The organism is Pseudomonas sp. GL-RE-26 (assembly GCF_019956275.1).
In the GTDB taxonomy this organism is placed as follows: domain Bacteria; phylum Pseudomonadota; class Gammaproteobacteria; order Pseudomonadales; family Pseudomonadaceae; genus Aquipseudomonas; species Aquipseudomonas grandcourensis.
On the sequence record NZ_JAHBDI010000066.1, the window covers coordinates 1 to 25642 of the forward strand.

The following is a 25642-nucleotide window of genomic DNA, read 5'->3' on the forward strand; positions in this document are numbered from 1 at the left end:
GGTGGGGTTGGGGCGACACATGCAACAGGATTAACCCGACATTGAGCAGCAGATCGACCCAGGCCAGTTCCCTGGTGGTCGGGTCGTTGCTGTGCAGCGCTGTCACATCGCTTTTCAGGGCGACGGCCAGCTGCAGCATCCAGCCGGCCAGCATCGCCGGGCCACGAAGCGCTGGTAGGAGCAAGGCGTTGAACAGCAACCAGCCGCCCTCGCGCACGATGGCCCAGCGGTTTTCAGCGTTGGAAACCGACTCTCTGTCAGCCAGGTCAATGAGCGCCCGTGCGTTGCTGGCGTAGAGGTACTGCATCAGATTCCCGGTGGCCTGCGCCTGTACCAGCGAACCAGGTTCTTCATCGGTGCTGGAGCCCTGAGCCAACTGTGCGGGCTCCGGTTTTTCCCAACGGACGGTTTCGTCTCCCGGGCCGAAACGAAGGATGTGGGGGCTGTTGAATCCGTCATTGCTGTAGATCGGCCGGGCCCTGTCCGGCAGCCAACTCAGTACACTGTCTTGCAGGGGGCCGACTTGTGCAACGGCGTTGAGCAATGCTTCACGGCTGGAGAATTGCTGCAAGGCGTCCTGGTACACGGGCCGATACAGGATGTGCGGGCCGATGTCGGTGTCGCGCGGCTCAATGATGAACATGTTGTCGACGACATCGGCGGTCGCGCCGGCCTTGCGGGTAAAGGCAAGCGCGCGGACGACGATGTACTGACCATCGACGACGCGCTCGGGTGCATGGGGGTGCAAGACGGCCTTTACATATCGGTATCCCTCGAAGCTCAGTCCGTGCTCGCCGCGGATCGTGTGTTCCAGCGCCTGAAGCGGCAGGTGTGCTTTGAGCGCCTGGCCAAACCGGATTTCGCGACGTTGCGATTCGCTGTTGTCTTCGAGCAGCAGGGTTTTGAGGGTGTGCGGGTAACGTTCGCCGATGTTCACCCGGCTGATCAGCCCTTCGGTGCTGCTGAACAGACCTTTTTCACCCAGGATGTAGTCGGCGCTCAGCCAGGACGGGACGGCTTTGCCGGTCTTGTCCGTGATGGTCATGCTGCCCGAGGGCGTGGCGCTGAGGTTGTGGATGGCCAGTTCAGTCAGCGTCATGGGGACGCGGGTGATGAAACCGCTGCCCAGATCACCGGCCGCCACATGAAAATCGAGCAGCAGATCGCCAGGTTCGCAATCGGAATCTGGATGGTCCAGGCGCATCTGGTCACGCAAGGTGTTGTTGGTGAAATCATGCAGGTTTTCGATGCCGTCGAGGAAGGACTTGCCGCCGGTCTGTCGTTGCAACTGTGCCTGCTCGACCAGCAATTGACGATATTCGGCACGCTCGCTGTCGCTGGCGTCCTTGAGCCATTGGGGCAGGGTCGCGCGTATTTTTTCGACAGATTGCTGGCCAGGTGCCGGAGCATGGCTGAAGTAAGGGGTCGGGTCGGTACTGGCCGCGAAGCGTTCTTCCAGTGCGCGAACCCCCTGGTCGGCGGGAAGCCGGATGGCGTCCAGGTTCTCCAACTGGCGCTCCAGCAGCAGCGCGGCCTGTGTATCGAAGATATTGCCATCGGGCTCGGAACGCTTGATGACGACTTTGTCGGCGATGAACTGGCGCTCCACCTCACGGCCCCATGCCTGATTGAACGCCTCCATGCTCGGGTACGACTCCAGACGACCTGAAACACGGTACAAAAAGACCCTGCTTTCTTGCACCACGAGCAGGTCCGGCGAGGTGAAGGACGTGCTTTCGCCGTTGCGTATCAAACAGGTTTCCAGGCAATAGGCATGCACAAAACCGTCAGGGTGGGGGATGGCCAGGCGCTCACGACGGTCGGGATATTGAGCCAGTTCGTAGAGTGCTGCCCGGTCATCTTTTTGAGCCGCGGGAAGAAGGCTCGCGGCACTGTTCAGGCCGCTTGCCAGCAGGTCACCCAGCCATTGCCAGTGGCTGACTTTGGTGTCGTGCGCCTGGTTCCAGTAGGCCGTCAGGGCTTCCTGAAACTGTGTGCCCAGGGTCAACGCCAATGACTGGATTTTTTCCTGGATAACGCCCATGTCGGGACGCTTTGGCCCTTGCGCTTCGTAGGTCAGACGCGAAGGCGCGCGGTTGGTGAGGAAGTGTACGCGTCCGTCAATTTCTGCCGTGAGATTCAGCGATGTGTTGTTGCCCAGGTAGTCCAGGGCCACGTCGATCAATAGCTTGAGGTCCCATCCCCCGGTCTGGTTGGGTATGGCGAGCCGGGTGACATCCAGATCCAGGGCCAGAGGCGGGTAGTGCTCCAGGATACTGGCGTGAAGCAGTTGTCCGGCGACCTGGCGCAATGTCGGTCGGCTGGCGAATCGAAGGGCGACTGCTTGAGCGGGAGCATCGCTGGTAGTGGGGCGTGTGGGTTGTCCCTGAGTCTCGTCTGGCGGGACGGCGGATTGATTCTGCATATCGGATACCGTTCTGTAGCGAAAGAAGTGTGGTTTCGCTACCAGAATGGCGAGTTCGTCGCAGGAAAGTGCGGTATCCCGCTACCACCTGAGCACTCGAAAAGTGTGTCGGGTCGTGCCTGGCGATCGGCCGATGTGTCGCTCAGGGCAGCTCGGAGCCGAGTACGACATTCAGCGCGCTGCGGGCATCGTCCAGTTGCACCAGCGTTGCATGCCGCGCACCCAATGCATCACGATTCTCGATGGCGGTCAGGATTGCCTTGTGCCGGGGCAGCGCCAGTTCGTGCAGGTTCGGCCGCTGGTTGGAATGCTTCAAGGCTTCGGCGATGGCCACCGAGAGCATGTTGCACAGGTTGGCCAGCAGGTCGTTGTGCGTGGCATCGGCGATGCGACTGTGGAAGTCCAGGTCTGGCTGCAACAGAGCCTCTGGCGTCGGCGCGGCTTCCATGCGCTGGTAGGCCTCACCGATGGAGGCAATGTCCGCCTCCGTGGCGAATTGCGCGGCGAGGGCGGCAGCGGCCGGTTCGATGATGCTGCGTACGCTGGTCAGCAGGTCAAAGAACTGATTCTGCGGACTACTCTGCATCAACCAGTGCAGCACGTCCGGATCGAGCATGTGCCAGTCCTTGCGCGGCTTGACCACGGTGCCGACCCGTGGGCGGGAATACACCAGGCCCTTGGCGACCAAGACCCGGGTGGCTTCACGCAGCACCGGCCGGCTGACCGCATATTCTTCGCACAACAGCGCTTCGGCGGGCAGTTTGTCGTCCGGCAGGAAACGTCCCGAGACGATCTGCATGCCCAGTTCCTGGACGATGCGCGAGTGCATGCTTTTGCGGTCGGAGGGTTTGCGGTAATCCATGGGGAGCGGCGCGGTCCTGTGCGAATAGGTGTCGCGCATGATAGCAGGCGCGGGAGGTAATCATCAGGCCTGAGGATAGGGATTACTTTGTGGCGAGGGAGCTTGCTCCCGCTCGGCTGCGCAGCAGTCGAAAAATCGGTGAATGCGGTATTTCTGGAAAAGCGCATGTTCCGGTTTTGGGGCCGCTTCGCAGCCCAGCGGGAGCAAGCTCCCTCGCCACAGTAGTTGATTCACACCTTCACGAGGGTGGTGTCAGTGGGAGTGACGCGGTACCTCAGCCCCGCGGCAACCGACCAGGAAGTCGAAGTCGCAACCCTGGTCCGCTTGCAGCACATGGTCGATGTACAGCTGGCGATACCCACCGACGATCAGGTTCTGCGGCGGTTGCAGGTCAGCCATGCGCGCGGCCAGTTCGGCGTCCGGAATATCCAGGTGCAAACGGCCGCTGGCGCAATCGAGTTCGATCCAGTCGCCTTCTTTCACTGCGGCCAGCGGTCCGCCGGCAGCGGCTTCCGGGGCGACGTGCAGGACAACCGTGCCGTACGCGGTGCCACTCATGCGTGCATCGGAAATGCGCACCATGTCGGTCACACCCTGGGCCAGCAGCTTGGCCGGCAGGCCCATGTTGCCCACTTCGGCCATGCCCGGATAACCCTTCGGCCCGCAGTTCTTCATCACCAGGATCGAGTCGGCATCCACGTCCAGTTCCGGGTCGTTGATCCGCGCCTTGTACATGTCGAAGTTCTCGAACACCACCGCGCGGCCGCGATGCTGCATCAGTTCGGGCGTGGCGGCGGACGGCTTGAGCACGGCGCCCAGCGGTGCCAGGTTGCCGCGCAATACACAGATGCCGCCGTCGGCGCGGATCGGGTTGTCGAGGGTGCGGATCACTTCGTCCTCGCCATAGATCGGCGCGTCCCTGGTGTTCTCGCCGATGGACTTGCCGTTGACGGTCAAGGCATTCGGGTTCGGGATCAGGTTGGCTTCACCGAGGCGACGCAGCACGGCCGGCAAGCCACCGGCGTAATAGAACTCTTCCATCAGGAAGCGCCCGGACGGTTGCAGGTCGACGATGGTCGGCATGCCGCGACCGATACGGGTCCAGTCATCCAGGTCCAACTCGACGCCAATGCGCCCGGCGATGGCTTTCAGGTGGATCACGGCGTTGGTCGAACCGCCGATAGCGGCATTGACGCGAATGGCGTTTTCGAAGGCTTCCTTGGTCAGGATCTTCGACAGCTTCAAGTCTTCACGCACCATCTCCACGGCACGCATGCCGGACATGTGCGCCAGCACATAGCGGCGTGCATCCACGGCCGGGATCGCCGCGTTGTGGGGCAGGGAAGTGCCCAGTGCTTCGGCCATGCAGGCCATGGTCGAGGCGGTGCCCATGGTGTTGCAGGTGCCGGCCGAGCGGGACATGCCGCCCTCGGCCGCGAGGAAATCGTCGATGCTGATGGTGCCGGCCTTGACCTGTTCGCTGAGCTGCCAGACCACCGTGCCGGAGCCGATGTCCTTGCCCTTGTGCTTGCCGTTGAGCATCGGCCCGCCGGTGACGACGATGGCCGGCACGTCGCAACTGGCGGCGCCCATCAGCAAGGCCGGGGTGGTTTTGTCGCAACCGGTCAGCAGCACCACGCCGTCAATCGGGTTACCGCGAATGGCTTCTTCGACGTCCATGCTCGCCAGGTTGCGGGTGAGCATGGCGGTAGGGCGCAGGTTCGATTCGCCGTTGGAGAACACCGGAAACTCCACCGGAAAACCGCCGGCCTCGATCACCCCGCGTTTGACATGCTCGGCAATCTGGCGGAAATGCGCGTTGCACGGGGTCAGTTCCGACCAGGTGTTGCAGATGCCGATGATCGGCTTGCCATGGAACTGGTGGTCGGCGATGCCCTGATTCTTCATCCAGCTGCGGTACATGAAGCCGTTCTTGTCAGCCGTGCCAAACCATTGGGCGGAGCGCAGGGTGGGTTTCTTATCAGACATGATCGGTTCTCTTATTGTATGACTATATTGTTCGAGGTGAGGCGTAACATAGGCGTAAATTGAGCGCTTTGGAAGTGTTGTTGAGTAAATAGTATTACTATATAGTCCGCTCAAACGGAGGAATGGCCCTGGCGAATTTTTCGCGAGAGGCGTCCCCCGAGGTTCTATAACAACAACAATCGGAGACCGATCTCATGAGCCAGGAACTGCGGCTTATCCGTCGCATCACGCTGAAACTGATTCCCTTCCTGATCCTGCTGTACCTGATCGCCTATGTGGACCGCTCCGCGGTGGGCTTCGCCAAATTGCACATGGGCGCCGACATCGGCCTGGGCGATGCCGCCTACGGTCTTGGCGCCGGGCTGTTCTTCATCGGCTACTTCCTGCTGGAAATCCCCAGCAACCTGATGCTCGACCGCTTCGGCGCACGCCGCTGGTTCGCGCGGATCATGATCACCTGGGGCGCCATCACCATCGGCATGGCGTTCGTCCAGGGGCCGAACAGCTTCTATGTGATGCGCTTTCTGCTCGGCGCCGCCGAAGCCGGGTTCTTCCCGGGCGTTCTGTACTACATCACCCAATGGTTCCCGGTGCGCCATCGCGGCAAGATCCTCGGGTTGTTCATCCTGTCGCAACCCATCGCAATGATGATCACCGGCCCGGTGTCCGGTGGCTTGCTGGGCATGGACGGCGTGTTGGGCCTGCACGGCTGGCAGTGGCTGTTCATCGTCATTGGCTGCCCGGCGATCCTGCTGACATGGCCGGTGCTGCGCTACCTGCCGGACGGCCCGCAGCAAGTGAAGTGGATGGACCAGGCGGAAAAGGACTGGCTGAGCGGAGAGCTGAAAAAGGATCTGGATGCCTACGGCCAGACCCGTCACGGCAACCCGTTGCACGCCCTCAAGGACAAGCGTGTCCTGCTGCTGGCGCTGTTCTACCTGCCGGTAACCCTGAGTATCTATGGCCTGGGCTTGTGGCTGCCGACCCTGATCAAGCAGTTCGGTGGCAGCGACCTGGTGACCGGTTTCGTTTCCGCGGTGCCGTACATCTTCGGGATCATCGGCCTGCTGATCATTCCGCGCAGTTCCGACCGCTTGAACGACCGCTATGGCCACCTCGCCGTGCTTTACGTGCTGGGTGCGATTGGCCTGTTCCTCAGCGCCTGGCTGTCGGTGCCGGTGCTGCAACTGGCGGCGCTGTGCCTGGTGGCGTTCGCATTGTTCTCTTGCACGGCGGTGTTCTGGACCTTGCCGGGCCGCTTCTTCGCCGGCGCCAGTGCGGCGGCGGGGATCGCCTTGATCAACTCGGTGGGCAACCTCGGCGGCTACCTTGGCCCATTCGTGATCGGTGCACTCAAGGAATACACCGGCAATCTGGCTTCGGGCCTGTACTTCCTGTCGGGGGTGATGGTGTTCGGGCTGATTCTGACTGGCGTCGTCTATCGCCTGCTGGAACGCAAACACGTCCTGCCAGCCGATCAATTTGCAGCAAGTGCACGCTAATCCAATGTAGGAGTGAGCCTGCTCGCGATAGCGTCGGCACATCCAATGTTGTCGGTGACTGATACATCGCTATCGCGAGCAGGCTCACTCCTACAGGGATCTGCGGTGTTTTGAAGGAATAGGAGAAAATTCATGCGTTTGGTTCAGTTCGAATTGAGTAACGGCGAACGCCGTGTCGGTGTGGTCGAGGCAGGGCTGGTCCGTGAAGTGCAGGATGCGCGCACCGTTCGCGATCTGGCATTGGCGGCGATCGAGGCGGGCGCAAGCCTTGAGCAACAGGTACAAAGCCTGGGGCTGGGCATCAGCCACGACTATACCGAACTGCTTACGCAGCGACGCATCCTGCCGCCGCTGGACCACGCGGACCCGGCGCACATGCTGGTCAGCGGCACGGGCCTGACCCATCTGGGCAGTGCGTCGGCCCGGGACAAGATGCACCAGCAAAGTGGCGACGAAACCGCGATGACCGACACCATGCGCATCTTCAAGTGGGGTGTGGAGGGCGGTAAACCGGTGGCAGATGAAGCCGGTGTGCAGCCGGAATGGTTCTATAAAGGCGATGGCAGCATCGTCGTCCGGCCCGGCCAGCCGTTTCCCCTGCCGCCGTTTGCCGAAGATGCCGGTGAAGAGCCGGAGATCGCCGGCCTGTACGTGATCGGTCACGACGGCAAGCCGTATCGCCTGGGTTTTGCCGTGGGCAACGAGTTCTCCGACCACGTCATGGAGCGCAAGAACTACCTGTACCTGGCCCACTCGAAACTGCGCAGCTGCAGCTATGGTCCGGAGCTGCGGGTCGGCGAACTGCCGCAGCATCTGGCGGGCACCAGCCGCATCCTGCGCGACGGCGAAGTGCTGTGGCAGAACGAGTTTCTCAGTGGCGAGGCGAACATGTGCCACAGCCTCGCCAACCTCGAATTCCATCATTTCAAGTACAGCCAGTTCCTGCGCCCGGGGGACGTGCACATTCACTTCTTCGGCACGGCGACCCTGTCCTTTGCCGACGGTATTCGCACGCAACCGGGTGACGTGTTCGAGATCACCCAGGCTGAATTCGGCGCGCCATTGATCAACGGCATCGCACCCGTCGCAGCGGCTTTCGAACCCGGCACCGTCGGCACACTTTGAGGAGTTACCCATGACCCGGATTCTTGGACACAACTACATCGGCGGCCAACGCAGCGCCGCCGGCAGCGTCAAGTTGCAGAGTGTCGATGCGACGACGGGCGAGGCCTTGCCCGACGATTTTTATCAGGCGACCCTGCAGGAAGTCGATGCGGCGGCCAACGCGGCGGCGGCCGCGTATCCGGCCTTCCGCAGCTTGAGTGCGGAGCGGCGGGCGCAGTTTCTCGAGGCCATTGCCGATGAACTGGATGCCCTCGGTGATGATTTTGTCGCTGTGGTCTGTCGCGAAACGGCGTTGCCCGCAGGCCGAATCCAAGGCGAGCGTGGACGTACCAGCGGGCAGATGCGCCTGTTTGCCAAAGTCCTGCGTCGCGGTGATTTCTACGGCGCACGGATCGACCGGGCATTGCCGGAGCGTCAGCTGCTGCCGCGTCCGGACCTGCGTCAATACCGTATCGGCCTGGGACCTGTGGCCGTGTTCGGTGCCAGCAACTTTCCGCTGGCGTTCTCCACCGCCGGCGGCGATACCGCTTCGGCGCTGGCCGCCGGGTGCCCGGTGGTGTTCAAGGCCCACAGCGGTCACATGGCCACCGCTGAATGGGTGGCTGACGCGATCATCCGCGCCGCCGAGAAAACCGGGATGCCGGCCGGCGTGTTCAACATGATCCATGGCGGGGGCGTCGGCGCGGCACTGGTCAAGCATCCGGCGATTCAGGCGGTGGGCTTCACCGGTTCGCTCAAGGGCGGTCGTGCCTTGTGCGACATGGCCGCGGCCCGTGCGCAACCGATACCGGTGTTCGCCGAAATGTCGAGCATCAACCCGGTGATCGTCTTGCCCCAGGCGTTGCAGGCGCGGGCCGATACCGTTGCTCGGGAACTCACGGCGTCGGTGGTCCAGGGCTGCGGCCAGTTCTGCACCAATCCGGGTCTGGTGATCGGCATTCGCTCAGCGCCATTCAGTGCCTTTGTGCAGCAAGTGGCCGGGTTGATGGGTGACCAGCCGGCGCAAACCATGCTCAATGCCGGAACCCTGAGCAGCTATGGCCAGGGCTTGCAAAAACTGCTCGCGCATCCGGGGATCGAGCACCTGGCCGGCAATCCGCAGCAGGGCAATCAGGCGCAACCGCAGCTGTTCAAGGCCGATGTCAGTCTGCTGCTCGATGGCGATGAAGTGTTGCAGGAGGAAGTGTTCGGCCCGACCACGGTGGTGGTTGAAGTGACGGATCCTGCGCAACTGATGGCGGCCTTGAATGGCCTGCACGGCCAGTTGACCGCTACCGTCATTGGCGAGCCGGAAGACTTCGAGCAGTTCGCCGGGCTGACGGCATTGCTGGAACAGAAAGTCGGACGCATCCTGCTCAATGGTTATCCGACGGGCGTGGAAGTCTGCGATTCGATGGTTCACGGCGGGCCTTACCCGGCCACGTCCGATGCGCGCGGTACGTCGGTGGGCACACTGGCCATCGATCGTTTCCTGCGCCCGGTGTGCTTCCAGAACTACCCGGACAGCTTGCTGCCGGATGCGCTGAAGAACGGCAATCCGTTGCGCATCCAGCGACTGGTGGATGGGCAGTCGTCCCGCGAGGCACTTTAACTGCCAGTCACAATCCCTGTGGGAGCGAGCTAGCTCCTACAGGGGAGGTGGTGCATGAGCTATCATTGCGTCTTTCCCATTCAAAGACTGATTGCCATGACTGCCCCAACCGACACCTTGCTCAATGCCCTCGAACACTGCGGAATGGTGGAGATCGACGGGCTGCATGCCTTCGAATTCGCCCTCGACGAGGATGATAACCTGCACATTGAATGCATGGATGGCCGTGCGGCCAAACACTGGGAGTTCACCCCGGCGCAGATTCAGGCCGCGACCTTCGATACCTCGCTGCAAAGCTGGTTGATCACCGGTGACTCGGGTGAACACCGTTTGGTGTGCCTGGGCGATGTCGTCAGCGGTGACAACGAAGATGACGACCAAGGCGATGCGTAACCTCTGGCCATTGTTGATGGCCGGCAGCATCGGCGCCATGGGCGTCCAGGTGGCATCCGCCGATGACTATCAGCTGCTGGTGGGCTCCTACACTGCGGGTCAAAGCCAGGGCATCTACCGCCTGGTGTTCGACAGCGGCACCGGGCAGATCGATGCCAGCCCACTGCAAGTGATCAAGAGCGAAAACCCGTCGTGGCTGACCCTGTCGAAGGATCGGCGACACCTGTTCGTGGTCAATGAAAACGGCCCGGGCCAGACCGATCCGGTAGGGCGCGTCAGCAGTTTTGCGATTGATCCCAAGACCCACGCGCTGAGCCTGATCAGCCAGGTGCAAAGCCTTGGCAGCGAGCCAACCCATTCCAGTCTCAGCATCGATGGCAGCCATCTGTTTGTCAGCAATTACTCGGTGGCCGAAGACCCGGGCGGCACCCTGGCGGTATTGCCAGTGACGGCCGACGGCAAGCTCAAACCGGTGGTGCAGATGAGCAGCCACCCGGCGAGCCGGGTCAATCCTGAGCGCCAGGCCTCGGCCCATGTGCATTCGACCATCCCGTCACCGGACGGCAAATACGTGTTCGCCAATGACCTGGGCGCCGACAAGGTGTTTGCCTACCGCTTCGACCCCAGGGCCAACCCGGAACTGCCGTTGACCCCGGCCACCCCGGCATTCGTGCAGCTGCCGCCGGGTAGCGGGCCGCGCCACCTGCTGTTCAGCGCCGATGGCAAACACGCCTGGCTGACCATGGAAATGAGCGCGCAAGTGGCGGTGTTCGACTACCACGAAGGCCAACTCGAACAGACGCAAATGGTCGATCTGGCTGCCGGACAGCCAGTTTCAGACAAGGCTGCGGCGGCGTTGCATGCCTCGGCTGACGGCAAGTTCCTCTACGTCAGCAACCGTGGCACCGCCAATCAACTGTTGGTGTTTGCCATCGATCCGGCGACCGGTCACCTCAGTGAACTGCAACGCCGGGCGGTGGAGGGCGATCATCCGCGGGAATTCAGCCTCGATCCGAGCGGCAAATTCCTGTTGATCGCCAATCAGAAGAGCAACCAGATTGTCGTCGTCGAACGCGACGCCAGGACCGGTCTGCTGGGCAAGACCGTGCAAAAACTACCGATGGACGCCCCGAGCGACCTCAGGTTTCTGCTGCGTCAATAAGCCGCAGGCCCCGGTTGATGGGGCCTGCCCGCTTTTATCAATGACGCTGATATCTGGTACTGCTACAAAGCATTTCAAGGCACGAACCATCGAGGGTTAAGTTTGCTTCACGGCCCCACCGGGCAAGCAAGCCAACTGAATCCGAGGAATACCGCCATGAACTTCAACATCTTCTCTGTCATCGCCGCTTCCGCCATTTCCGCCACCGTTGCGTTGCCAGCCAGCGCCAACGTTGAAATCAGCGACAAAAAAGCCCACACCCAGAGCTACACCCAGAAATACCTGCAACAGAGCGCCAACTTCTACGCCGCGCTGGATCACAAAACCCAGGCCTGAACGCCAACCCCTGCCTTTATGCAGGAGCGAAGTCACTGATGATCGAAGACCCTGATGTTGAAACACGGGTGTTGAAAATGATCAGAGTGATGTCGCTCCTGCATAACGCTTTTGCGACAGCATCATTTTGCCATCAATGTCGCGCTTGATATCACATGGCCATACGTTTAAATTGACGCTGATTTTTTGACCCCTCCTCACGGCAAGGATCGGCAGCATGGTGACGCGTCTGGCATTGGTTCTTCTGTTTCTCTATTCCACCCCCATTCTGTCGGCAGCCGACCCTGTTCCGGGTGAGCCGGAGGCTGCGCGCGAGCGTTTGATAAGTTTTATTGAAGACTGAAATAGTCTGGCTTAATGATCAATGAAGCTGATGGTCACTATGGATAACCCTGAGTGGTTACCCAGGATTTTTTGATCGATTCTGTAGGCATTGAAACGTGCCCGCGGAGAACATCATGGCCAGCGCAATTCTCACTTCTGCCAAACACGGCGCCTATGTGGCGATCAGTCTTTACCTTGCCATGGTGCTGCTGGTCAGCCTTTCAGCCCAGTCGCAAGTCACCTTCGAAGCACCGATCCAGGTCGCTCATCCCGGCATCCAGTTTGAACACAGTGGGCAAAACGCGCGAGTTGATCAGGCGGAACTCGCGGGAGTCATCGGCGCATGAAAGGGCACAGACTCTGGGTCATCGCCTTCCTGGCGTTCATGACCAACGGATCCTCCCTGTTGGGAATCGGCCAGGGCTCGGCGGGCTCGGTGGCACGGGCCATCGAAGCCAATCACAACATTGCCCGCAGCATCGAAAACGCCAATGCCCAAGGCATGCTGGCCGGCAATCCGCCGATCAGGAATGAAGGCGTGGTTTTCGGGCCGTTCCAGGTGGATTGCTCGGCGATCGGGATGTGTGAGGTGTTGGCCTGAAGCCTGCTGCGGATAAAGGGCTTTTGTGGCGAGGGAGCTTGTCGGAACGCCGCAGCGCCCCGTTCTCAATCGAATTTTGCTTCCCGCAGGAAAGACTTGCGATCGTCGTTCTGCTCGGCCTTCAGCATCAACTCCGCGCCCATGAGTTTGCCCGGTTGACTCCGCCCCAGCACAGTCATCGGATCCTCGAACCCATGTACGTAGCCCAGGGCAAACGCTCCGCACTGGTAGCCCATAAGACGCAGCAATTCTTCCGGCAGCGTACTGGCAATTTCGAGCGGACAGGACAGAAACTGGTTCTCCTCTTGTCGAAGCCAGCCGAGCGCATAAGTCAAGTTGATGGCTGATCGGACTCGGTCGGAGTGATTGGCTCCGCCGCCGTGGTAAACCTTTCCGTCGTAAACGAGCACCGATCCCTTTTCCATCTCTGCAGGAAAGCTGGCCTCAATCTCAAACTCGACACTGCGTCCCGCTCGGTGGCTGCCAGGTACGATGCGCGTAGCGCCCATCTTCTCGGAATAGTCGGTCATGGCCCATAGTGTGTTGCATTGCACGTGATAGTCGTTGGGAAAGGGGAACATGTCCCAAGCCACCTCGTCTTGATGCAGCGTCTGCGCTCTTGCACCTGGGTGAATCGACACGACCTGCGTGCAATGGATCTGAAACGTCGTAGCGTGAGAGAGAAAACGCCGTGTTGTCTCGAGAATAGTAGGATTGAGGATCAAATTACGCGCCCCTATAGATCGCGCAATTAGGCCACCGGTGCGTTTGGTCCGCCTGCCGAGAATGTCGTCGGGCCCGAAAGGCGTGACTGCCGTGTAGGGTTCAAGCTCTTCGGCGATTTGATCCATAGCGGTGCCGGGCACGAGTTTATCAATGATGGCATAGCCGTGCTCGCGCAGGCACCGAACCACTTCCGATGCTGAAACGGAGTTGGGAAGGTGAATAAGTGACATCGAGAAACCTCCGTGGCGGGTCGTTTTTTCCGTTGGGCAAGCCTTTGTCGATTCCGCGCAGTTGCTGCGCCGCAGCACTCACGGTCAGACAGGTTTTGTAGAGTTGATTAGCGCCAGTCGGTATAGATTCAGGATTCGGGCGCCCATTGCGGATGGGGCAAAACGTTGCTCAACGTAGGCACGTAACCTGGCTGGATCAATACTCTGCGAATGGTGCCCGGCCAGCACTTCCTTGACTCGTGCGATCAGCGCGGGCGTATCTTCCGGTGCAATCAGCAGTTCGGGTGTAATGCCGCACAGAATTTCCGTAAGGCCACCAACAGCAAAAGCCACTACAGGGACGCCGGTAGCCAGCGCTTCAATGCTGGCTCCCCCGAACTCTTCATACGCAGAAGGCATCACGATCAGACGGCAGGCCGCCATCGCCAAGGGCACTTCATGATTGGGGATGAAGCCCGTAACCGTCACCCAGTCCTGCAGTCCAGCCTTATCAATGGCGTGCCGCAGCCGGTCCCGTTGCGTCCCGTCGCCGACGATCAACAGCCCGCACTCTTGCTCGCGAAGGGCCTGAGCGAGCGGGATGAGATGTTGCCATCCCTTTTCTTTCGCGATACGGCCGACAAAGCCCACCGATTGCCGCCGCAGATTATGACGTTCGCGGAACGCAGTTACTGCTTCTTGCTGGGGCGGCGCGAATTGAGTGGTGTCGACCAAGTCGTGAACGATCTCGATACGACGAGCATCGCTTGTGAGGTGGGAGGCGGTTCGTTGGGTCAGGGCGACTACCGCGAAGGCCGTGCCCACGGCCTTGCGTTCCAGCCACCGGGCCAGTCGGTGCTGAAGTATGTCCAGCCAAGAATGCGGCGTGTAGACCGCGAGACGAGAGCAGTGCACCGTCAGGATCAACGGACGTCGTAGCAATCGAGGCGCTAAACAAGCGACCAGCAGCGCCGGAATTTGCCCGTCGAGGTGCGTATGGACGACATCGAAATCATGCTTATGCCCTTTTTGGAGCAGCGCAGACAGTGTTGCCACCGCCCACGACTGCGTCAGCCCTATCAAACCGCTGAATTCGGACCGTATCCGCGGCATGGGTAGTAGCATGCGCTCTACCCAGAGAAACGGATGCAACTGTCGCAGCTTAGGCAGTCCGGGAAAGCCGATGGTCATGACATGTTGATGGACACCTTCCTGAGCGAGCCAAACTGCCTGTCGCCAGGTCTGAACCTGCATGCCGCCTACCGAGTCGTAGGCGACTGGCCAGGAGTCAGCATCTGGATGATGGAAAAAGGGCGTCAGCTTCAAGACTTTCATACGAATTAGGCCTTTGGTAAATGAATTAGGGCCGATGGCAGTTCAAGAGTGCAGAGGCGGGTGAGCGATAAGTGCGCCCGTCGCAATGCCCAGTGAGACGCTTAAGCAATACATCATGCGACGTCCTCAGCGATCCGGCCGGATGAGGTCACGTCGCGCGTCAGGACTCACGACGATTCCGATCACGTATCGGTCAGGTAATCATGTCGTCTGTCAGCTTGGCGTGCAGCACACACGTCAACGCGTAGATGGAAAACGATCGCTCGGCCGAGGTCAACATACCGGTCTGGATGTCGAGCGTTGCCTCCAGCCGGCTGAAGACCTGCTCCCAATCGCGTGTATTCAATTCAACCCTGTCGAGGGCCGTAACCTCTTCAGGCGGCGCGCCAATCACATTGCAGATTGTGTGAATGACAAGTTGGCGAATGAAGTGGGGTGTCATGAGTGTGGTCACTTTTTAATTGATCATCAGTTATCGAAAGGCTGCAGTGCTTGCATGACCCGTTGCGTCGCGGGCGATTTGGCGAGCGATTCTCAAGGCATTGGCCTGGATCGTCAGAGTGGGATTCACTCCACCGGGGTAGGGCATGTAACTACCGTCTGCAACGTAGACGTTATCCAGCGAATGGAGCTTGCCATCCCGATCCACCACGGAAGTTCGCGGGTCATCACCCGCGCGGCAGGTGCCGTGTAGGTGAGTACTGCCCATTGCGAAGTTTGAGGCTTCATGTCGGATATCCCTCGCGCCAGCCGCTTTGAGCCAGTCGGCTGATCGCTTCACCATATAAGCGAGGCGTGCCAGATCCTGTGGATTTGTCGTGTAGTCGATCATCAATCGCGGCAGGCCCCATGAATCCGTACTACTGGAGAGGCGGATCCGATTCCCTAGCGACGGGTGGTCAGAAATGATGGTTTCCACACGTAATACCAGACCATCACCCTGTAGACGGCTCCAGTTGTCGTGCTTGGCTTCGTAGATCAGCCCACCGACACCAGTCGGACAGCGTTCGTCCAGGTAATGGTCAAGCGTGCAGACCGTCGAGAACGGCCCCCGATAACCTATTGGATGATCGTCGATTTGTTGCCGGTCTGCATGCACCACACCCTGCGAATACTCGCTAAGTTTCATGCAAAGACCTCGACCGACTATATCGTGCTCATTGCCAAGCCCCATTGGTGCATGAGGTGTGACCGAACGCAGCAGTAACGCGGCCGTTTGAATTGCATTGCAGGCCAGCACAAAACGGTGCCCACGGATGAAACGAGTCTGACCAGTTGCGACGTCCAGGCACTGCAACGCGCTGGCACGATTGCACTGTTCCTGTGTTAATGCCATGGCCTTCACGCCGGTTAGCAGCAGCAGGTCGGGCATATCGGCCAAGGGGCGGAGCAGGGAGTTGACCACATCGCGCTTGGCGCCGCGTGTGCACTGTACCGTGATACATAAAGAGCAGTGGTCGCACCGGCTGCGATCTATCGCTACAGGAGTTGGGCGGGGGGACAGACCGAGTCGGAGCGCACCTTCCCAAAGATGCTCCGCGGGTAGGCTCAAGGTATTAGGTGCCTGTCTTCGACTACACTCGAACCCAGCCTGGTCGATGGAAAGAATCGACTCTATCTCGTTGTAAAAAGGAACGAGATCGGTAGCGGCGATTGGCCATTTAACCGGTAATCCCTCGACACGAATGCGCTCGCTGGGGTCGAAATCGAATTCGGTATACCTAAACGAGGCTCCGCCGTAGAACACCGTGCCGCCACCAAGATTGCGTGTGCTCCATGGCCATCCCTGCGAACTCCATCCTTGCGCGGCGTTGCCAGCCAATGCGTGCTCGGCCTGTGCGTCAACATCAGAATTTATTGCACTGGTCTTGAGTCTCGCTCCTTCCTCCACCAAGAGGGTACGGAGTCCGGCTCGAACAAAGGTGTCTGCAGCAACCGCACCAGCTGCTCCACTACCAATGATGACCACGTCGAAAGGATCATCCAACAGGGTGTTTGAGCGCAGCCCATGCACATGGGACTTACCGAGCGGGCGGTCTTCGACATGCTGCTCTAAGGAAGAAGTCATTGTCATATGTCATCCTCTGACGTGTTTACACGGAGGCGTGCAATGAAGTTATCTCGATTTTCTATTGAGTAAATAATCCGCGCTTTACATCAAGTCAACTGTAGTCGCGTAGTTGCCCACCCATGGGAGTAGTACGGGCTTGGCAAATATTGCACTTGGCTGATTGCTGATGAGCAATCAATTGCCATTGATAAGAGTTGTCCCAGTTCACCCAAGTTGAATTACCGTAGCAGAGAAACTGAGCTCTGAAAATTAAAAATTTCAAAATTTATTTATGTGGGAGTTGGGTGTAGTACGCGTCCTAGGACTCTGTAGTGCTTTTCAGATATTGCATATTGCATAAAAAAATTGTTGACGGAGCGGCAGCCTTAGTCGCATTTATATTCGCAGTGCTCACACTCTGTTCGGTACGACGCACAAGGGAGAACGCAGTATCCCGTAGCCGTGTTAACTGGGGGAGTATCGATAAGCGTCATCTTGCTAGCAACGCTATTGCATACCTTGAGAGGCCCTTATGCGTAACTTGCAACTGCAGTTCGAAGATGAACACTATCCGGTTTTGATTGGTGTTCGATGCCTGGATGAAATCATTTCGAATTTGTGTGAGATCAGGGCCTCAAACTATCACTTGATTAGCGATAGAACAGTCAGTCAATTGCATGCGGGCGTATTGTACGAGCAGCTTTCGACTCAAGCTCTTGCCAGCCTATGGGTTATCGGCAACGGCGAATCTTTCAAATCCTTGGAGACTGTCGAGCATCTTGCACAACAAATGGTAGAGGCTGGCATCGACCGGGGTAGTGTGATTGTCGCCGTGGGTGGCGGGGTAGTAGGAAATCTCGCGGGATTAACAGCAGCATTACTGTTTCGCGGCATTCGTCTTGTACATGTACCTACGACGTTGATTGCGGCGGCGGATTCAGTTGCCTCGCTAAAACAGGCAGTGAATCTTTCTGTAGGCAAAAATTTGATGGGTTGTTTTCACAAGCCCACAGCTGTTCTTATTGATCTCAACTTCCTGCGAACATTGCCGGCGGCGCAAATTCGGTCCGGTATGTACGAGATCATCAAGAACGCATTGACCGTGGCCACCGAAAACATTCCGCTGCTCGAAAGTGGATTGAAGTCGGACGCAAATTATTCCGATACGGAACTCACGGTCATTGTCGAGGCAGGTTTGCTTGCAAAGCAAAAGGTGATGAAGGCCGACAAATGCGAACGCAAAGAGGCACTGATATTCGAGTATGGCCATACGGTCGGCCACGCAATCGAACTGGCGGCGGAGGGTCGTGTACCGCATGGTGAAGCTGTCGGCCTCGGAATGATCGTGGCGGCGGAAGTTTCCAGTCGCCTAGGGCGACTGAGTGAAGCAGATCAGAGTCTTCATCATCGGCTGCTTAGACGTAACGGACTTACAGTTAGGTTGCCGGCAGGAGTTACTGTTGCCGCAGTGATGTCGCTGCTGCGCACGGACAACAAGCGAGGTTACGTGTGCGCTCGTCCTGACCAGGTTGCCATGATCCTTCTTGATAGCTTGGGGGTTCCAGCCGGACCGGTCGGCAAACCCTTGATACTGGTCGACGCTTCGCTAGTTCAGTCTTGCATTGAGGATTGCTTAATAGGGATCAAGGATGTTGCCGTCGAGGAAAGTCCTCAGTGACAAGTGCGCTTTTTATGCCCTGGCCTATGGCGGGCCAGCCGATCTCTAACTATGTCGAGGTTTCGCGATCAACGCGCCTATGGATCTCGATACGAGCGATGACTATGAACGATCTTCTTGTTGACCCGTCTGCCCAAGCGGCACCTATTGGACTGATGCGCATCGATATTGGGCGAGTACTGAGTCACCTACGTGCAGCAGCCGCCCCAGGAACCCTGGATCGATATCTGGTGACCTGCGCCAGCGTGCAATTCTGGGCCGATCTGCTCGCTGTGGGAAAACTGAACGGCGTGCTCGACGATACAACGACGGAAGGACTCGAAGAGCAGCTTCGGCACGCCGAACGCGAAGCCGATTGCGCTGCACAGGTGATGCTGGGGGGGATTGTGGTCGCATCCGAAAGCATCGATCATCTCGCCTCTGTGAGTGTCGGCCTCCATGTAAATTCATCGCCCGATTCCCTCGCAAAGGTGCTCCACCTGCCGATGCCGGAGTGTTGCGGCTACGACATTGCTAATCTGGCATTGATTGCTGGCGACGCTGATCGACTGACCGCGCAGGTGCACCTTGATCGGGCCTTCCTGATTGTCGGGATCCGCACCGGTGGAGCATATCTTGCTCCGCTATGGAAGGCAGTGCTGACCGGATTGGGCGTTGCCGATGTGCACTGGTGTACGGTGCGACCGCAAGAGGGAAGCGCAACGTCTGATGGCTTGGAAACAGCTCGGGCCTGGTTGGAGCACCGAATCTCCCCTGTGATCGTGGTGGTGGACGATCGTCCGGATACCGGGGCCACCATGGAACGCGTAGCGGCACGGTTGCGCGAGCCCGGCGTCGATCTATGGTTCTCGAGCGTCGGAAAGCTTTGGCGTGGTCCTGCGGGTCATCCGAAGCCGACACACCCACCGGCGCACATGGTGCGCAACTCACGTGCACCACGGCTTTGGGAATGCTTGCTACCTGGTGAACAACCTGAATTTATCGCACGACTGCGGGATACAGCAGACATACCTTCACTCCCGACCCAGGCGCGACTGCACTTCCGGTGCCCACAAGGTGAGGTGCGTTACGGGTTCAGTCGGGCCTGGCTTCCGTGGAACGACCCGCAGGTCTTGTCCGGGCATCGGCCTTTGGTAAACCCACGCAAGACGCCGATCGAAATTCTTGGGCCGGATGGTGATGCACTATTACATCTGCGCTTCATTGGTGAAGGTGTGTTCGGTCGTGCGGAGTTCGAGCGCGTGCGAGAGATGAGATCTACGGGTACCGCCTGGCTAGTTGACGGTTATGCCATTACGGTCGACGTCGGGGCTACGCGAACCTTCCAGGAGCAGTTCCATGCCCCGAGCCAGCCGAGGCGAGCCGACTTATTGCATCAAGCGGCGAAATGGCTGGACGTCCCTGCATGGCAAACCATTGCTCATACTTATCACAGCCCCGTGGTAATGGCACTTGATCCGCGCTGGTCGGCAATCGCAGATAGCATGCGAGTGTGCTGCGATTGCGATCCGCTGCAGGAGATATCTGAGCCACTGCGCGCGTTTCTAGCGGAGCCAGTACCGTGGCCGGGGCGGGCGGGCAGAGCGTTCCGTTCGTCACTGCGCTATGCCTGCGGTGGTTGGCATTGGCAGGTTGACCGACACGGAAGGCTTCATCGTTTTCAATTGGAAGCGAACTGGGGCGATATCAGCTTTCCCGAGCTGGAGGTGGCAGCTTTCATTCTCGAAAATCGCTTGGCGATCGAAGACGCTGGGCAGCTCGCATCATTGTGCGGTCTCGCCTGGTCGAGCGTCCGGGGGGGCTTGTCACTAGCTGCGCTGATGATCGCCGAATCTAGGCTGCGCAGCGTGAGAATAACCAGCGACAGTGGTCGCATCACCCTCTGCGAAGATTTTCATCAATTGATCAGGACAACTTCCGAGTTGGCCGAGATCGACACACCTTCATGGAGGTGACATGGACAGACCTCACCACATCGTTACCGACATCTATACCGCACAACCTAGGCTGCGCGCCGTCAGTTCCAGTGGCGCCACGGTTACGCTCTCGGACGGTAAGCAGTATATCGATCTGATGAATGGCAAAGGCAGCGTCACGCTCGGGCACCACCACCCCGCAGTAAATTCAGCGATTACGCGCCATTTATACCGCGGGCTGGCATCGGGAACCTGCTGGAGCAACCTGCATGAGGAGCTCACAAACCGGATTATCGACGATGTCGGAATGGACGAAGCACGGCTTGCCCTGTTCAGCACGGGGACGGAAGCCTGCCGGGCTGCCGTTCAGGTCGCGCGGCAATTCACGGGCCGGCACGTCATCGCGAGTGCGGGTTATCACGGCTGGGGCGACTACTGGGCCAGCAGCGACTACCTACTGGAAGCCAATGCGAGTGGAGTCATTGACTTCTACTTCGTGCCGGAACTGCTGGAAGAGGTGCTCAAGCGGTATCGCGGACAAACAGCCTTGGTGATTTTGTCTCCCGACTACGTCCACCTGCAACCGGACACACTTCGTCGACTGGCGCAGATCGCTGTGCGTGAGGGGGTGCTGCTGTGCTGCGATGACGTCAAGCAAGGCTACCGCTCGGTACCTGCCTCCCAATTTCCAAGGACGGTCGGCTTCCACGCAGATCTGTACACCTTCGCTAAAGGATTGGCGAATGGCCATCGAATATCGTGCCTGGTAGGCCGTTCAGATGTAATGGCCGCGGCGAAGGAATTTACCTATACCGCCTATTTTGACACGATCCCGATAGTGGCGGCGTTGGCCACACTGGACTACATGGACAGCCACGACGGTTACCAGCGATTGGTCCAGTGCGGAGCGACCCTAGCTGCCGAAATGCGTAACATCGTGCAACGCAGGGAGCTGCCGATAGAGATATACGGCGATGGTCCATTGCTGCAAATCGTGAGTGCCACCGAGGCTTTGGATCAGGCCCTGTACGCGAATTGCGCCATGGCGGGCCTACTTCTGTACGAAGGTGACAATCAAGCTGTCTCGCTCGCGACCGGCGACGTGCTTGACGAATTACTCGAACGTTTCGAGAAAGGGCTCACTGTCACTTCGCTATGGTTCGGACGAGGCGACCCCGCGTCGATCAGCCGGCAGCGGCGCTTCCAGGCTGCCTTTCGCATGATAGACGGAGCCAACGATGTCGGTCCTGTTGAGGAAGCGATTCGTTGGATCAAGGAGGAGCGATGATCCCGCCATCCCTGGAGTCAATGATGGGCCAGCGAATCCTGCTGCTTTCACCGCACGCGGATGATGTTGCCTACTCCATAGGCGGCATTGTAGTACGGCTTTCCATGCGAGCGGATCTCCATCTGATGACAATTTTCGGCCACAGCGGATGGGCACTGCCGCAGGCTTCGTGCGCGACATCCGCAGATGCGATATCGGCAGAACGGGAGCGGGAGGATCGTGCGTATTGCGCACGACGGTGGATCGACTACGAACTCCTGCCCTGTCCGGACAGCTTTGTAATGGGATATGACGAAGCGACAGAACTTGGCATTGCCGCTACCGATGACCCCAGGACCGAGGGCGTCGTGAACTTGATCCGTAACGCCGTGGCGTGTCGGGTGCCTCAGATTGTGCTTGCTCCGTGCGGTCTTGGCGGGCATGTCGATCATCAGATCGTACGAATTGCCGCAGATGCGCTGGATCACGTTGAAGTCCTTTACTACGAAGACGTTCCCTACAGTTCCAGCTTGCCGCTCTCGCAACTCGAAAGACAGCTTGCCGTTCAAGGCCTAACACCCGCCCTGACGGCCGACATCGAAGTTGTGTTGGAAAGCAAGTGCGAGGACATGTGGGGATACCGCTCTCAGACCAGTGCATCCACCATCGCTGAGATGTTGCTACATGCCGGCCGTGTCGGGACCGGCACCGCACGATATGCGGAGCGCCTGTGGCGCCGCACGAGTTGAATCCGTTTAAGCGAAAGAAGTGATCCGAAACAACCGCTGGCCTGATCCCGTGGCTGTCATGGGCGGACCGAATTAACCCTGATTGACGGAGGCATCCATGTTGGAAAAACTAGCAATTTACGGAGGGGCTACGGTCCACGACGGGAATTGGCCCAATTGGCCCCAGAGCACTGACAACACTCGACGTAATGTTGATGCCGTGCTGGGTAGCCACCGATGGTCCATCAGTGGTCAATACCGTGGGCGGCCGTCTTGGGAAGAGCGCTTCGCACAGGCATTTGCCGTTTACACTGGCGCCGGGTATTGCGTACCGTCCTCGACGGGCACCGCCAGCTTGAGCATGGCCTTGGAGGCCTGCGAGGTCGGGGCGTACGACGAGGTGATCGTGCCAGGCGTGAGCTGGGTCGCATCAGCGTCCGCGGTACTCGGGATCAATGCTATTCCCGTCCTGACCGACGTGGAGTCCGAGACCGGTTGCCTTGATCCAGTGGCACTTGAACGCGCAATCACGTCGCGTACCCGAGCCATCACTGTGGTCCACCTTGGATCGGCGGTCGCCGACATGGATCGCTTGGTGACGATCGCTCAAGCGCACTCCATTCCATTAATCGAAGATTGCGCCCAGGCACATGGCGCCCGCTACGCCGGTCGGCATGTTGGTTGCTTCGGCGCGGCAGGTACCTTTTCGATGCAGCATAGCAAGCTGCTGACGAGCGGCGAAGGTGGGGCGGTGATTACCAACAACGCGAGCCTCGCACGCCGCCTGGCGCATCTGCGGGCCGACGGCCGAACGCTCTCCGCGCAGCCGCCTGTAATAGACGAGATGGCGCTGGTTGAGACTGCGGAGATCATGGGTAACAACCATTGTCTCTCGGAATTTCATGCCGCCATCTTGGTGGCGCAACTAGAGGTGTTGGACGAGCAGCTGGCACATCGGCGTCGTAATGCCGCCGCTCTGGATAGCTTTCTGGTTCCTCTTGGTTTCTTGCCACAGGCTACCTCCTCTCGCACCACGGAGAGGGCGCACTACACCTACGTGGTGCGGTTGCCGCAGTCGATTGTGGAGACGCAGGGCGCTGAATGGTTCGCTGCGGCGCTGTCTGCGGAAATCCAGTTGCCCTGCAAGACGATGTACAGCGCGCTTAACCAGAATCCTCTCTACAAGCCGTTCTCGCGAAACCGGTTCGAGTTGAGCAAGGTATTTACCAATGCGATTGATCCATCCCGTTATCAATTGCCCAGAGCGCAAGAGTTTTCCAGGTCCTGCATCGCTTTGCCTCACCGCATGCTGTTGGCCGATACGAGCGCAATGGAACGTGTGGCCGCCGCCTTCGAAAAGTTAGCCAGGTTGATCGACAACCAGCGAGCTTAAGCGGACGCGCAAACGGCGTATTTATCGCATTGTCTTGGTATGTCGAAGCATTGCCCGACATCTGGTTGGGCGGTTACATCAGTCGTGTACTGTCAGTGAGGCTACATTTTGCTCGGCTTCTTTGAAAAACTGCTCTACCCGTTCCCTGCCTCCGAGCCATCGCCGCCGCCCCGGGGATTCTTCGCCTTTCTTTGGGCTTGCACGCAGGGCGTACGTGGCAAGATCGCAGCCATGGCGGTACTCACAATGATAATGTCGGCGTTAGATGTGATGCTAATAGCCATGCTCGGACACATCGTCGACTGGCTCAGCGTCCAAGTGCCGTCGCGCCTGTGGGCGGAGCGCGGCGAGATACTATTATGGCTGGTCGCCGTGATGGTGGCCAGCATCGCAGTAGTGGCCCTGCAGACCGTCGTAAAGCATCAGACACTCACCGTGAACTTGCCCATGCGGCTGCGGTGGAACTTCCACAGGCTGATGCTGGGACAAAGCATGGCCTTTTATCAGGACGAGTTCGCGGGTCGCATCACGGCCAAGGTGATGCAAACCTCACTTGCAGTGCGCGAAACCATTTTCGTACTGGCCGACGTCATGGTCGCTATGAGTATCTACGTGACGTCCATGATCATCCTGGTTGGCGTACTTGATACGCAATTGGTATGGCCCTTTGTAGGCTGGTTCGTCCTCTACGTCACTGCGTTGTTTTATTTTGTGCCTCGCCTTGGCAAGTTCGGCAAGGAGCAGGCTGACGCGCGTGCGTTGTTGACTGGACGTGTGACCGACGCCTATACAAACATCGCCACCGTCAAACTGTTCTCGCACTCGCAGCGCGAGGCAGGGTTCGCGCGCGAGGCCATGCGCGAATTCATGCGCACCGGTTACGGCGAGATGCGGCTAGTGAGCGCCTTTGAGATCGTCAACCATCTCTTGAGCATTGGGCTCACGATTGGCACGACGGGTACTGCGTTGTGGCTGTGGTCGCAAGGTGCAGTGGGAGTGGGCGCCGTTGCCGCCGGCACCGCTATGGCGTTGCGGCTGCAGGGCATTTCGCAATGGCTCATGTGGGAGATGACCAGTCTATTTGAGAATGTCGGCATAGTGCAGGACGGCATGAAGACGCTGTCGATCCGACCTACCGTTCTCGATGCGCCTGACGCCGTCGATCTCGCAGCAACCCGTGGCGAGGTTTGCTTCGAACGAGTGAGCTTCCGCTACGCTGAAAGCGGTCTCCGCGTAATCGACGATCTGGACCTCACGGTCAGGCCTGGTGAAAAAATTGGTCTGGTCGGCCGCTCGGGTGCCGGCAAGTCGACGCTATTGAACTTGCTGCTGCGCTTTCATGATCTGGAAAGTGGTCGCATCCTGATCGACGGGCAGAACATCGCACACGCTACGCAGGATTCGTTGCGCAGCCAAATCGGCATGGTCACGCAAGATATTTCACTGCTGCATCGGTCAGTAGCCGACAACATTTCCTACGGCAGACCTAATGCGACGTTGGTGGAGATCGAGGCGGCGGCCCGGCGCGCAGAGGCACACACTTTTATCCGGAATCTCAGCGATGCGGGCAAGCGCTGCGGTTACGAGGTGCATGTGGGCGAGCGCGGCGTCAAGCTCTCGGGCGGACAGCGTCAGCGTATCGCCATTGCGCGCGCGATGCTGAAGGACGCACCGATCCTGCTGCTCGACGAGGCGACCAGTGCACTTGATTCCGAAGTCGAAGCCGTAATTCAGCGAAGCCTTTACCGATTAATGGAGGGCAAGACTGTGATTGCGATCGCACACCGGCTGTCCACCATCGCAGCGATGGACCGTTTGATCGTGCTTGATGAGGGACGTGTTGTCGAAGAGGGCGATCACACAACGCTGCTTGCGCAAGGGGGGCTTTACGCGAGGTTGTGGGCTCACCAGAGCGGCGGATACCTGGGCGACCCTAAATGAAAATGCGCGGCCCTTTGAAGACGCGCCTGCGCCGAAAGTCAGCGAGGTTGATATATGCCTTCTGCTGGCCCAGCTGCATGCCGCACCAC

22 protein-coding genes are annotated in these 25642 nt (G+C 59.1%); 15 read left to right on the top strand and 7 right to left on the bottom strand.

The genetic code is table 11. The features are described 5' to 3' along the window. From KGB07_RS25570 to KGB07_RS25580, 3 genes are all read right to left on the bottom strand, one after another. Window positions 1-2425, bottom strand: a 2425-nt coding sequence (locus KGB07_RS25570; protein WP_411741544.1) for a dermonecrotic toxin domain-containing protein, incomplete at its 3' end; no start/stop codon positions are given. Between the two features lie 142 nt (window positions 2426-2567). Further along, a complete protein-coding gene (locus KGB07_RS25575) occupies window positions 2568-3287 on the bottom strand; it encodes a FadR/GntR family transcriptional regulator (protein ID WP_046037183.1) in 720 nt (239 codons plus the stop codon). A 252-nt stretch (window positions 3288-3539) separates the two neighbouring features. Further along, window positions 3540-5276, bottom strand: a complete 1737-nt coding sequence (locus KGB07_RS25580; protein WP_046037182.1) for an IlvD/Edd family dehydratase — start codon at window positions 5274-5276, stop codon at window positions 3540-3542. A 194-nt stretch (window positions 5277-5470) separates the two neighbouring features. Here KGB07_RS25580 and KGB07_RS25585 point away from each other — a divergent pair, with 194 nt between their 5' ends. The 9 genes from KGB07_RS25585 (at window position 5471) to KGB07_RS25620 (ending at window position 12310) form a co-directional block, all read left to right on the top strand. Further along, window positions 5471-6778, top strand: a complete 1308-nt coding sequence (locus KGB07_RS25585) for an MFS transporter (protein WP_046037181.1) — start codon at window positions 5471-5473, stop codon at window positions 6776-6778. 132 nt (window positions 6779-6910) lie between these two features. Further along, a complete protein-coding gene (gene araD1, locus KGB07_RS25590) occupies window positions 6911-7903 on the top strand; it encodes an AraD1 family protein (protein ID WP_046037180.1) in 993 nt (330 codons plus the stop codon). 10 nt (window positions 7904-7913) lie between these two features. After that, complete coding sequence (locus tag KGB07_RS25595) at window positions 7914-9494, top strand: aldehyde dehydrogenase (NADP(+)) (protein ID WP_223466913.1); 1581 nt, start codon at window positions 7914-7916, stop codon at window positions 9492-9494. A 54-nt stretch (window positions 9495-9548) separates the two neighbouring features. Then, window positions 9549-9887, top strand: a complete 339-nt coding sequence (locus KGB07_RS25600; RefSeq protein WP_056727603.1) for a DUF5629 family protein — start codon at window positions 9549-9551, stop codon at window positions 9885-9887. After that, window positions 9880-11049, top strand: a complete 1170-nt coding sequence (locus KGB07_RS25605) for a lactonase family protein (RefSeq protein ID WP_056728090.1) — start codon at window positions 9880-9882, stop codon at window positions 11047-11049. The genes KGB07_RS25600 and KGB07_RS25605 overlap by 8 nt, the downstream gene beginning before the upstream one ends. 156 nt (window positions 11050-11205) lie before the next feature. Continuing rightward, window positions 11206-11385 (top strand): hypothetical protein, encoded by a 180-nt coding sequence (locus KGB07_RS25610; RefSeq protein WP_007979950.1) that lies wholly within the window; start codon window positions 11206-11208, stop codon window positions 11383-11385. A 217-nt stretch (window positions 11386-11602) separates the two neighbouring features. Further along, entirely contained in the window at window positions 11603-11728 is a 126-nt protein-coding gene (locus KGB07_RS29535) for a hypothetical protein (RefSeq protein ID WP_259674415.1), read from the top strand. A gap of 115 nt (window positions 11729-11843) precedes the next feature. Beyond that, window positions 11844-12056, top strand: a complete 213-nt coding sequence (locus KGB07_RS25615) for a hypothetical protein (RefSeq protein ID WP_223466915.1) — start codon at window positions 11844-11846, stop codon at window positions 12054-12056. Further along, window positions 12053-12310 (top strand): hypothetical protein, encoded by a 258-nt coding sequence (locus KGB07_RS25620; protein ID WP_046037176.1) that lies wholly within the window; start codon window positions 12053-12055, stop codon window positions 12308-12310. Before KGB07_RS25615 ends, KGB07_RS25620 begins: the two co-directional genes overlap by 4 nt. A 65-nt stretch (window positions 12311-12375) precedes the next feature. Here KGB07_RS25620 and KGB07_RS25625 read toward each other — a convergent pair whose 3' ends face one another. The 4 genes from KGB07_RS25625 to KGB07_RS25640 form a co-directional block, all read right to left on the bottom strand. Further along, a complete protein-coding gene (locus KGB07_RS25625; RefSeq protein ID WP_223466917.1) occupies window positions 12376-13266 on the bottom strand; it encodes a phytanoyl-CoA dioxygenase family protein in 891 nt (296 codons plus the stop codon). An 84-nt stretch (window positions 13267-13350) separates the two neighbouring features. Next, window positions 13351-14580 (bottom strand): glycosyltransferase, encoded by a 1230-nt coding sequence (locus KGB07_RS25630; protein ID WP_223466919.1) that lies wholly within the window; start codon window positions 14578-14580, stop codon window positions 13351-13353. 193 nt (window positions 14581-14773) lie between these two features. After that, window positions 14774-15022 carry a DUF6137 domain-containing protein gene (locus tag KGB07_RS25635; protein ID WP_223466921.1) on the bottom strand — a complete coding sequence of 83 codons (249 nt, stop codon included), beginning with the start codon at window positions 15020-15022 and terminating at the stop codon, window positions 14774-14776. Between the two features lie 30 nt (window positions 15023-15052). Next, complete coding sequence (locus KGB07_RS25640; RefSeq protein ID WP_223466922.1) at window positions 15053-16654, bottom strand: GMC oxidoreductase; 1602 nt, start codon at window positions 16652-16654, stop codon at window positions 15053-15055. Window positions 16655-17162: 508 nt separating this feature from the next. Between KGB07_RS25640 and KGB07_RS25645 the strand changes: the two genes are divergently transcribed. The 6 genes from KGB07_RS25645 (at window position 17163) to KGB07_RS25670 (ending at window position 25553) form a co-directional block, all read left to right on the top strand. Then, complete coding sequence (locus tag KGB07_RS25645) at window positions 17163-18308, top strand: iron-containing alcohol dehydrogenase (RefSeq protein ID WP_223466924.1); 1146 nt, start codon at window positions 17163-17165, stop codon at window positions 18306-18308. Window positions 18309-18412: 104 nt separating this feature from the next. After that, the gene (locus KGB07_RS25650; protein WP_223466926.1) at window positions 18413-20263 is read left to right on the top strand and encodes a hypothetical protein; all 1851 of its coding nucleotides are present in this window, start codon (window positions 18413-18415) and stop codon (window positions 20261-20263) included. A 1-nt stretch (window position 20264) separates the two neighbouring features. Then, window positions 20265-21512, top strand: coding sequence for an aminotransferase class III-fold pyridoxal phosphate-dependent enzyme (locus KGB07_RS25655; RefSeq protein WP_057398102.1), 1248 nt, complete (start codon window positions 20265-20267; stop codon window positions 21510-21512). Beyond that, window positions 21509-22240, top strand: a complete 732-nt coding sequence (locus KGB07_RS25660; protein ID WP_223466927.1) for a PIG-L deacetylase family protein — start codon at window positions 21509-21511, stop codon at window positions 22238-22240. The genes KGB07_RS25655 and KGB07_RS25660 overlap by 4 nt, the downstream gene beginning before the upstream one ends. Window positions 22241-22337: 97 nt before the next feature. Continuing rightward, a complete protein-coding gene (locus tag KGB07_RS25665; protein ID WP_223466929.1) occupies window positions 22338-23612 on the top strand; it encodes a DegT/DnrJ/EryC1/StrS family aminotransferase in 1275 nt (424 codons plus the stop codon). Between the two features lie 108 nt (window positions 23613-23720). After that, complete coding sequence (locus KGB07_RS25670; protein WP_223466931.1) at window positions 23721-25553, top strand: ABC transporter ATP-binding protein; 1833 nt, start codon at window positions 23721-23723, stop codon at window positions 25551-25553. The last annotated feature ends 89 nt before the right edge of the window (window positions 25554-25642 follow it).

Excerpts from the sequence above, each read along its gene's own strand:
- KGB07_RS25575 (WP_046037183.1), bottom strand. The coding sequence starts at position 3,287 with ATGGATTACCGCAAACCCTCCGACCGCAAAAGCATGCACTCGCGCATC.
- KGB07_RS25580 (WP_046037182.1), bottom strand. The coding sequence starts at position 5,276 with ATGTCTGATAAGAAACCCACCCTGCGCTCCGCCCAATGGTTTGGCACG.
- KGB07_RS25585 (WP_046037181.1), top strand. The coding sequence starts at position 5,471 with ATGAGCCAGGAACTGCGGCTTATCCGTCGCATCACGCTGAAACTGATT.
- araD1 (WP_046037180.1), top strand. The coding sequence starts at position 6,911 with ATGCGTTTGGTTCAGTTCGAATTGAGTAACGGCGAACGCCGTGTCGGT.
- KGB07_RS25595 (WP_223466913.1), top strand. The coding sequence starts at position 7,914 with ATGACCCGGATTCTTGGACACAACTACATCGGCGGCCAACGCAGCGCC.
- KGB07_RS25600 (WP_056727603.1), top strand. The coding sequence starts at position 9,549 with ATGAGCTATCATTGCGTCTTTCCCATTCAAAGACTGATTGCCATGACT.
- KGB07_RS25605 (WP_056728090.1), top strand. The coding sequence starts at position 9,880 with ATGCGTAACCTCTGGCCATTGTTGATGGCCGGCAGCATCGGCGCCATG.
- KGB07_RS25610 (WP_007979950.1), top strand. The coding sequence starts at position 11,206 with ATGAACTTCAACATCTTCTCTGTCATCGCCGCTTCCGCCATTTCCGCC.
- KGB07_RS29535 (WP_259674415.1), top strand. The coding sequence starts at position 11,603 with ATGGTGACGCGTCTGGCATTGGTTCTTCTGTTTCTCTATTCCACCCCC.
- KGB07_RS25615 (WP_223466915.1), top strand. The coding sequence starts at position 11,844 with ATGGCCAGCGCAATTCTCACTTCTGCCAAACACGGCGCCTATGTGGCG.
- KGB07_RS25620 (WP_046037176.1), top strand. The coding sequence starts at position 12,053 with ATGAAAGGGCACAGACTCTGGGTCATCGCCTTCCTGGCGTTCATGACC.
- KGB07_RS25625 (WP_223466917.1), bottom strand. The coding sequence starts at position 13,266 with ATGTCACTTATTCACCTTCCCAACTCCGTTTCAGCATCGGAAGTGGTT.
- KGB07_RS25630 (WP_223466919.1), bottom strand. The coding sequence starts at position 14,580 with ATGAAAGTCTTGAAGCTGACGCCCTTTTTCCATCATCCAGATGCTGAC.
- KGB07_RS25635 (WP_223466921.1), bottom strand. The coding sequence starts at position 15,022 with ATGACACCCCACTTCATTCGCCAACTTGTCATTCACACAATCTGCAAT.
- KGB07_RS25640 (WP_223466922.1), bottom strand. The coding sequence starts at position 16,654 with ATGACAATGACTTCTTCCTTAGAGCAGCATGTCGAAGACCGCCCGCTC.
- KGB07_RS25645 (WP_223466924.1), top strand. The coding sequence starts at position 17,163 with ATGCGTAACTTGCAACTGCAGTTCGAAGATGAACACTATCCGGTTTTG.
- KGB07_RS25650 (WP_223466926.1), top strand. The coding sequence starts at position 18,413 with ATGAACGATCTTCTTGTTGACCCGTCTGCCCAAGCGGCACCTATTGGA.
- KGB07_RS25655 (WP_057398102.1), top strand. The coding sequence starts at position 20,265 with ATGGACAGACCTCACCACATCGTTACCGACATCTATACCGCACAACCT.
- KGB07_RS25660 (WP_223466927.1), top strand. The coding sequence starts at position 21,509 with ATGATCCCGCCATCCCTGGAGTCAATGATGGGCCAGCGAATCCTGCTG.
- KGB07_RS25665 (WP_223466929.1), top strand. The coding sequence starts at position 22,338 with ATGTTGGAAAAACTAGCAATTTACGGAGGGGCTACGGTCCACGACGGG.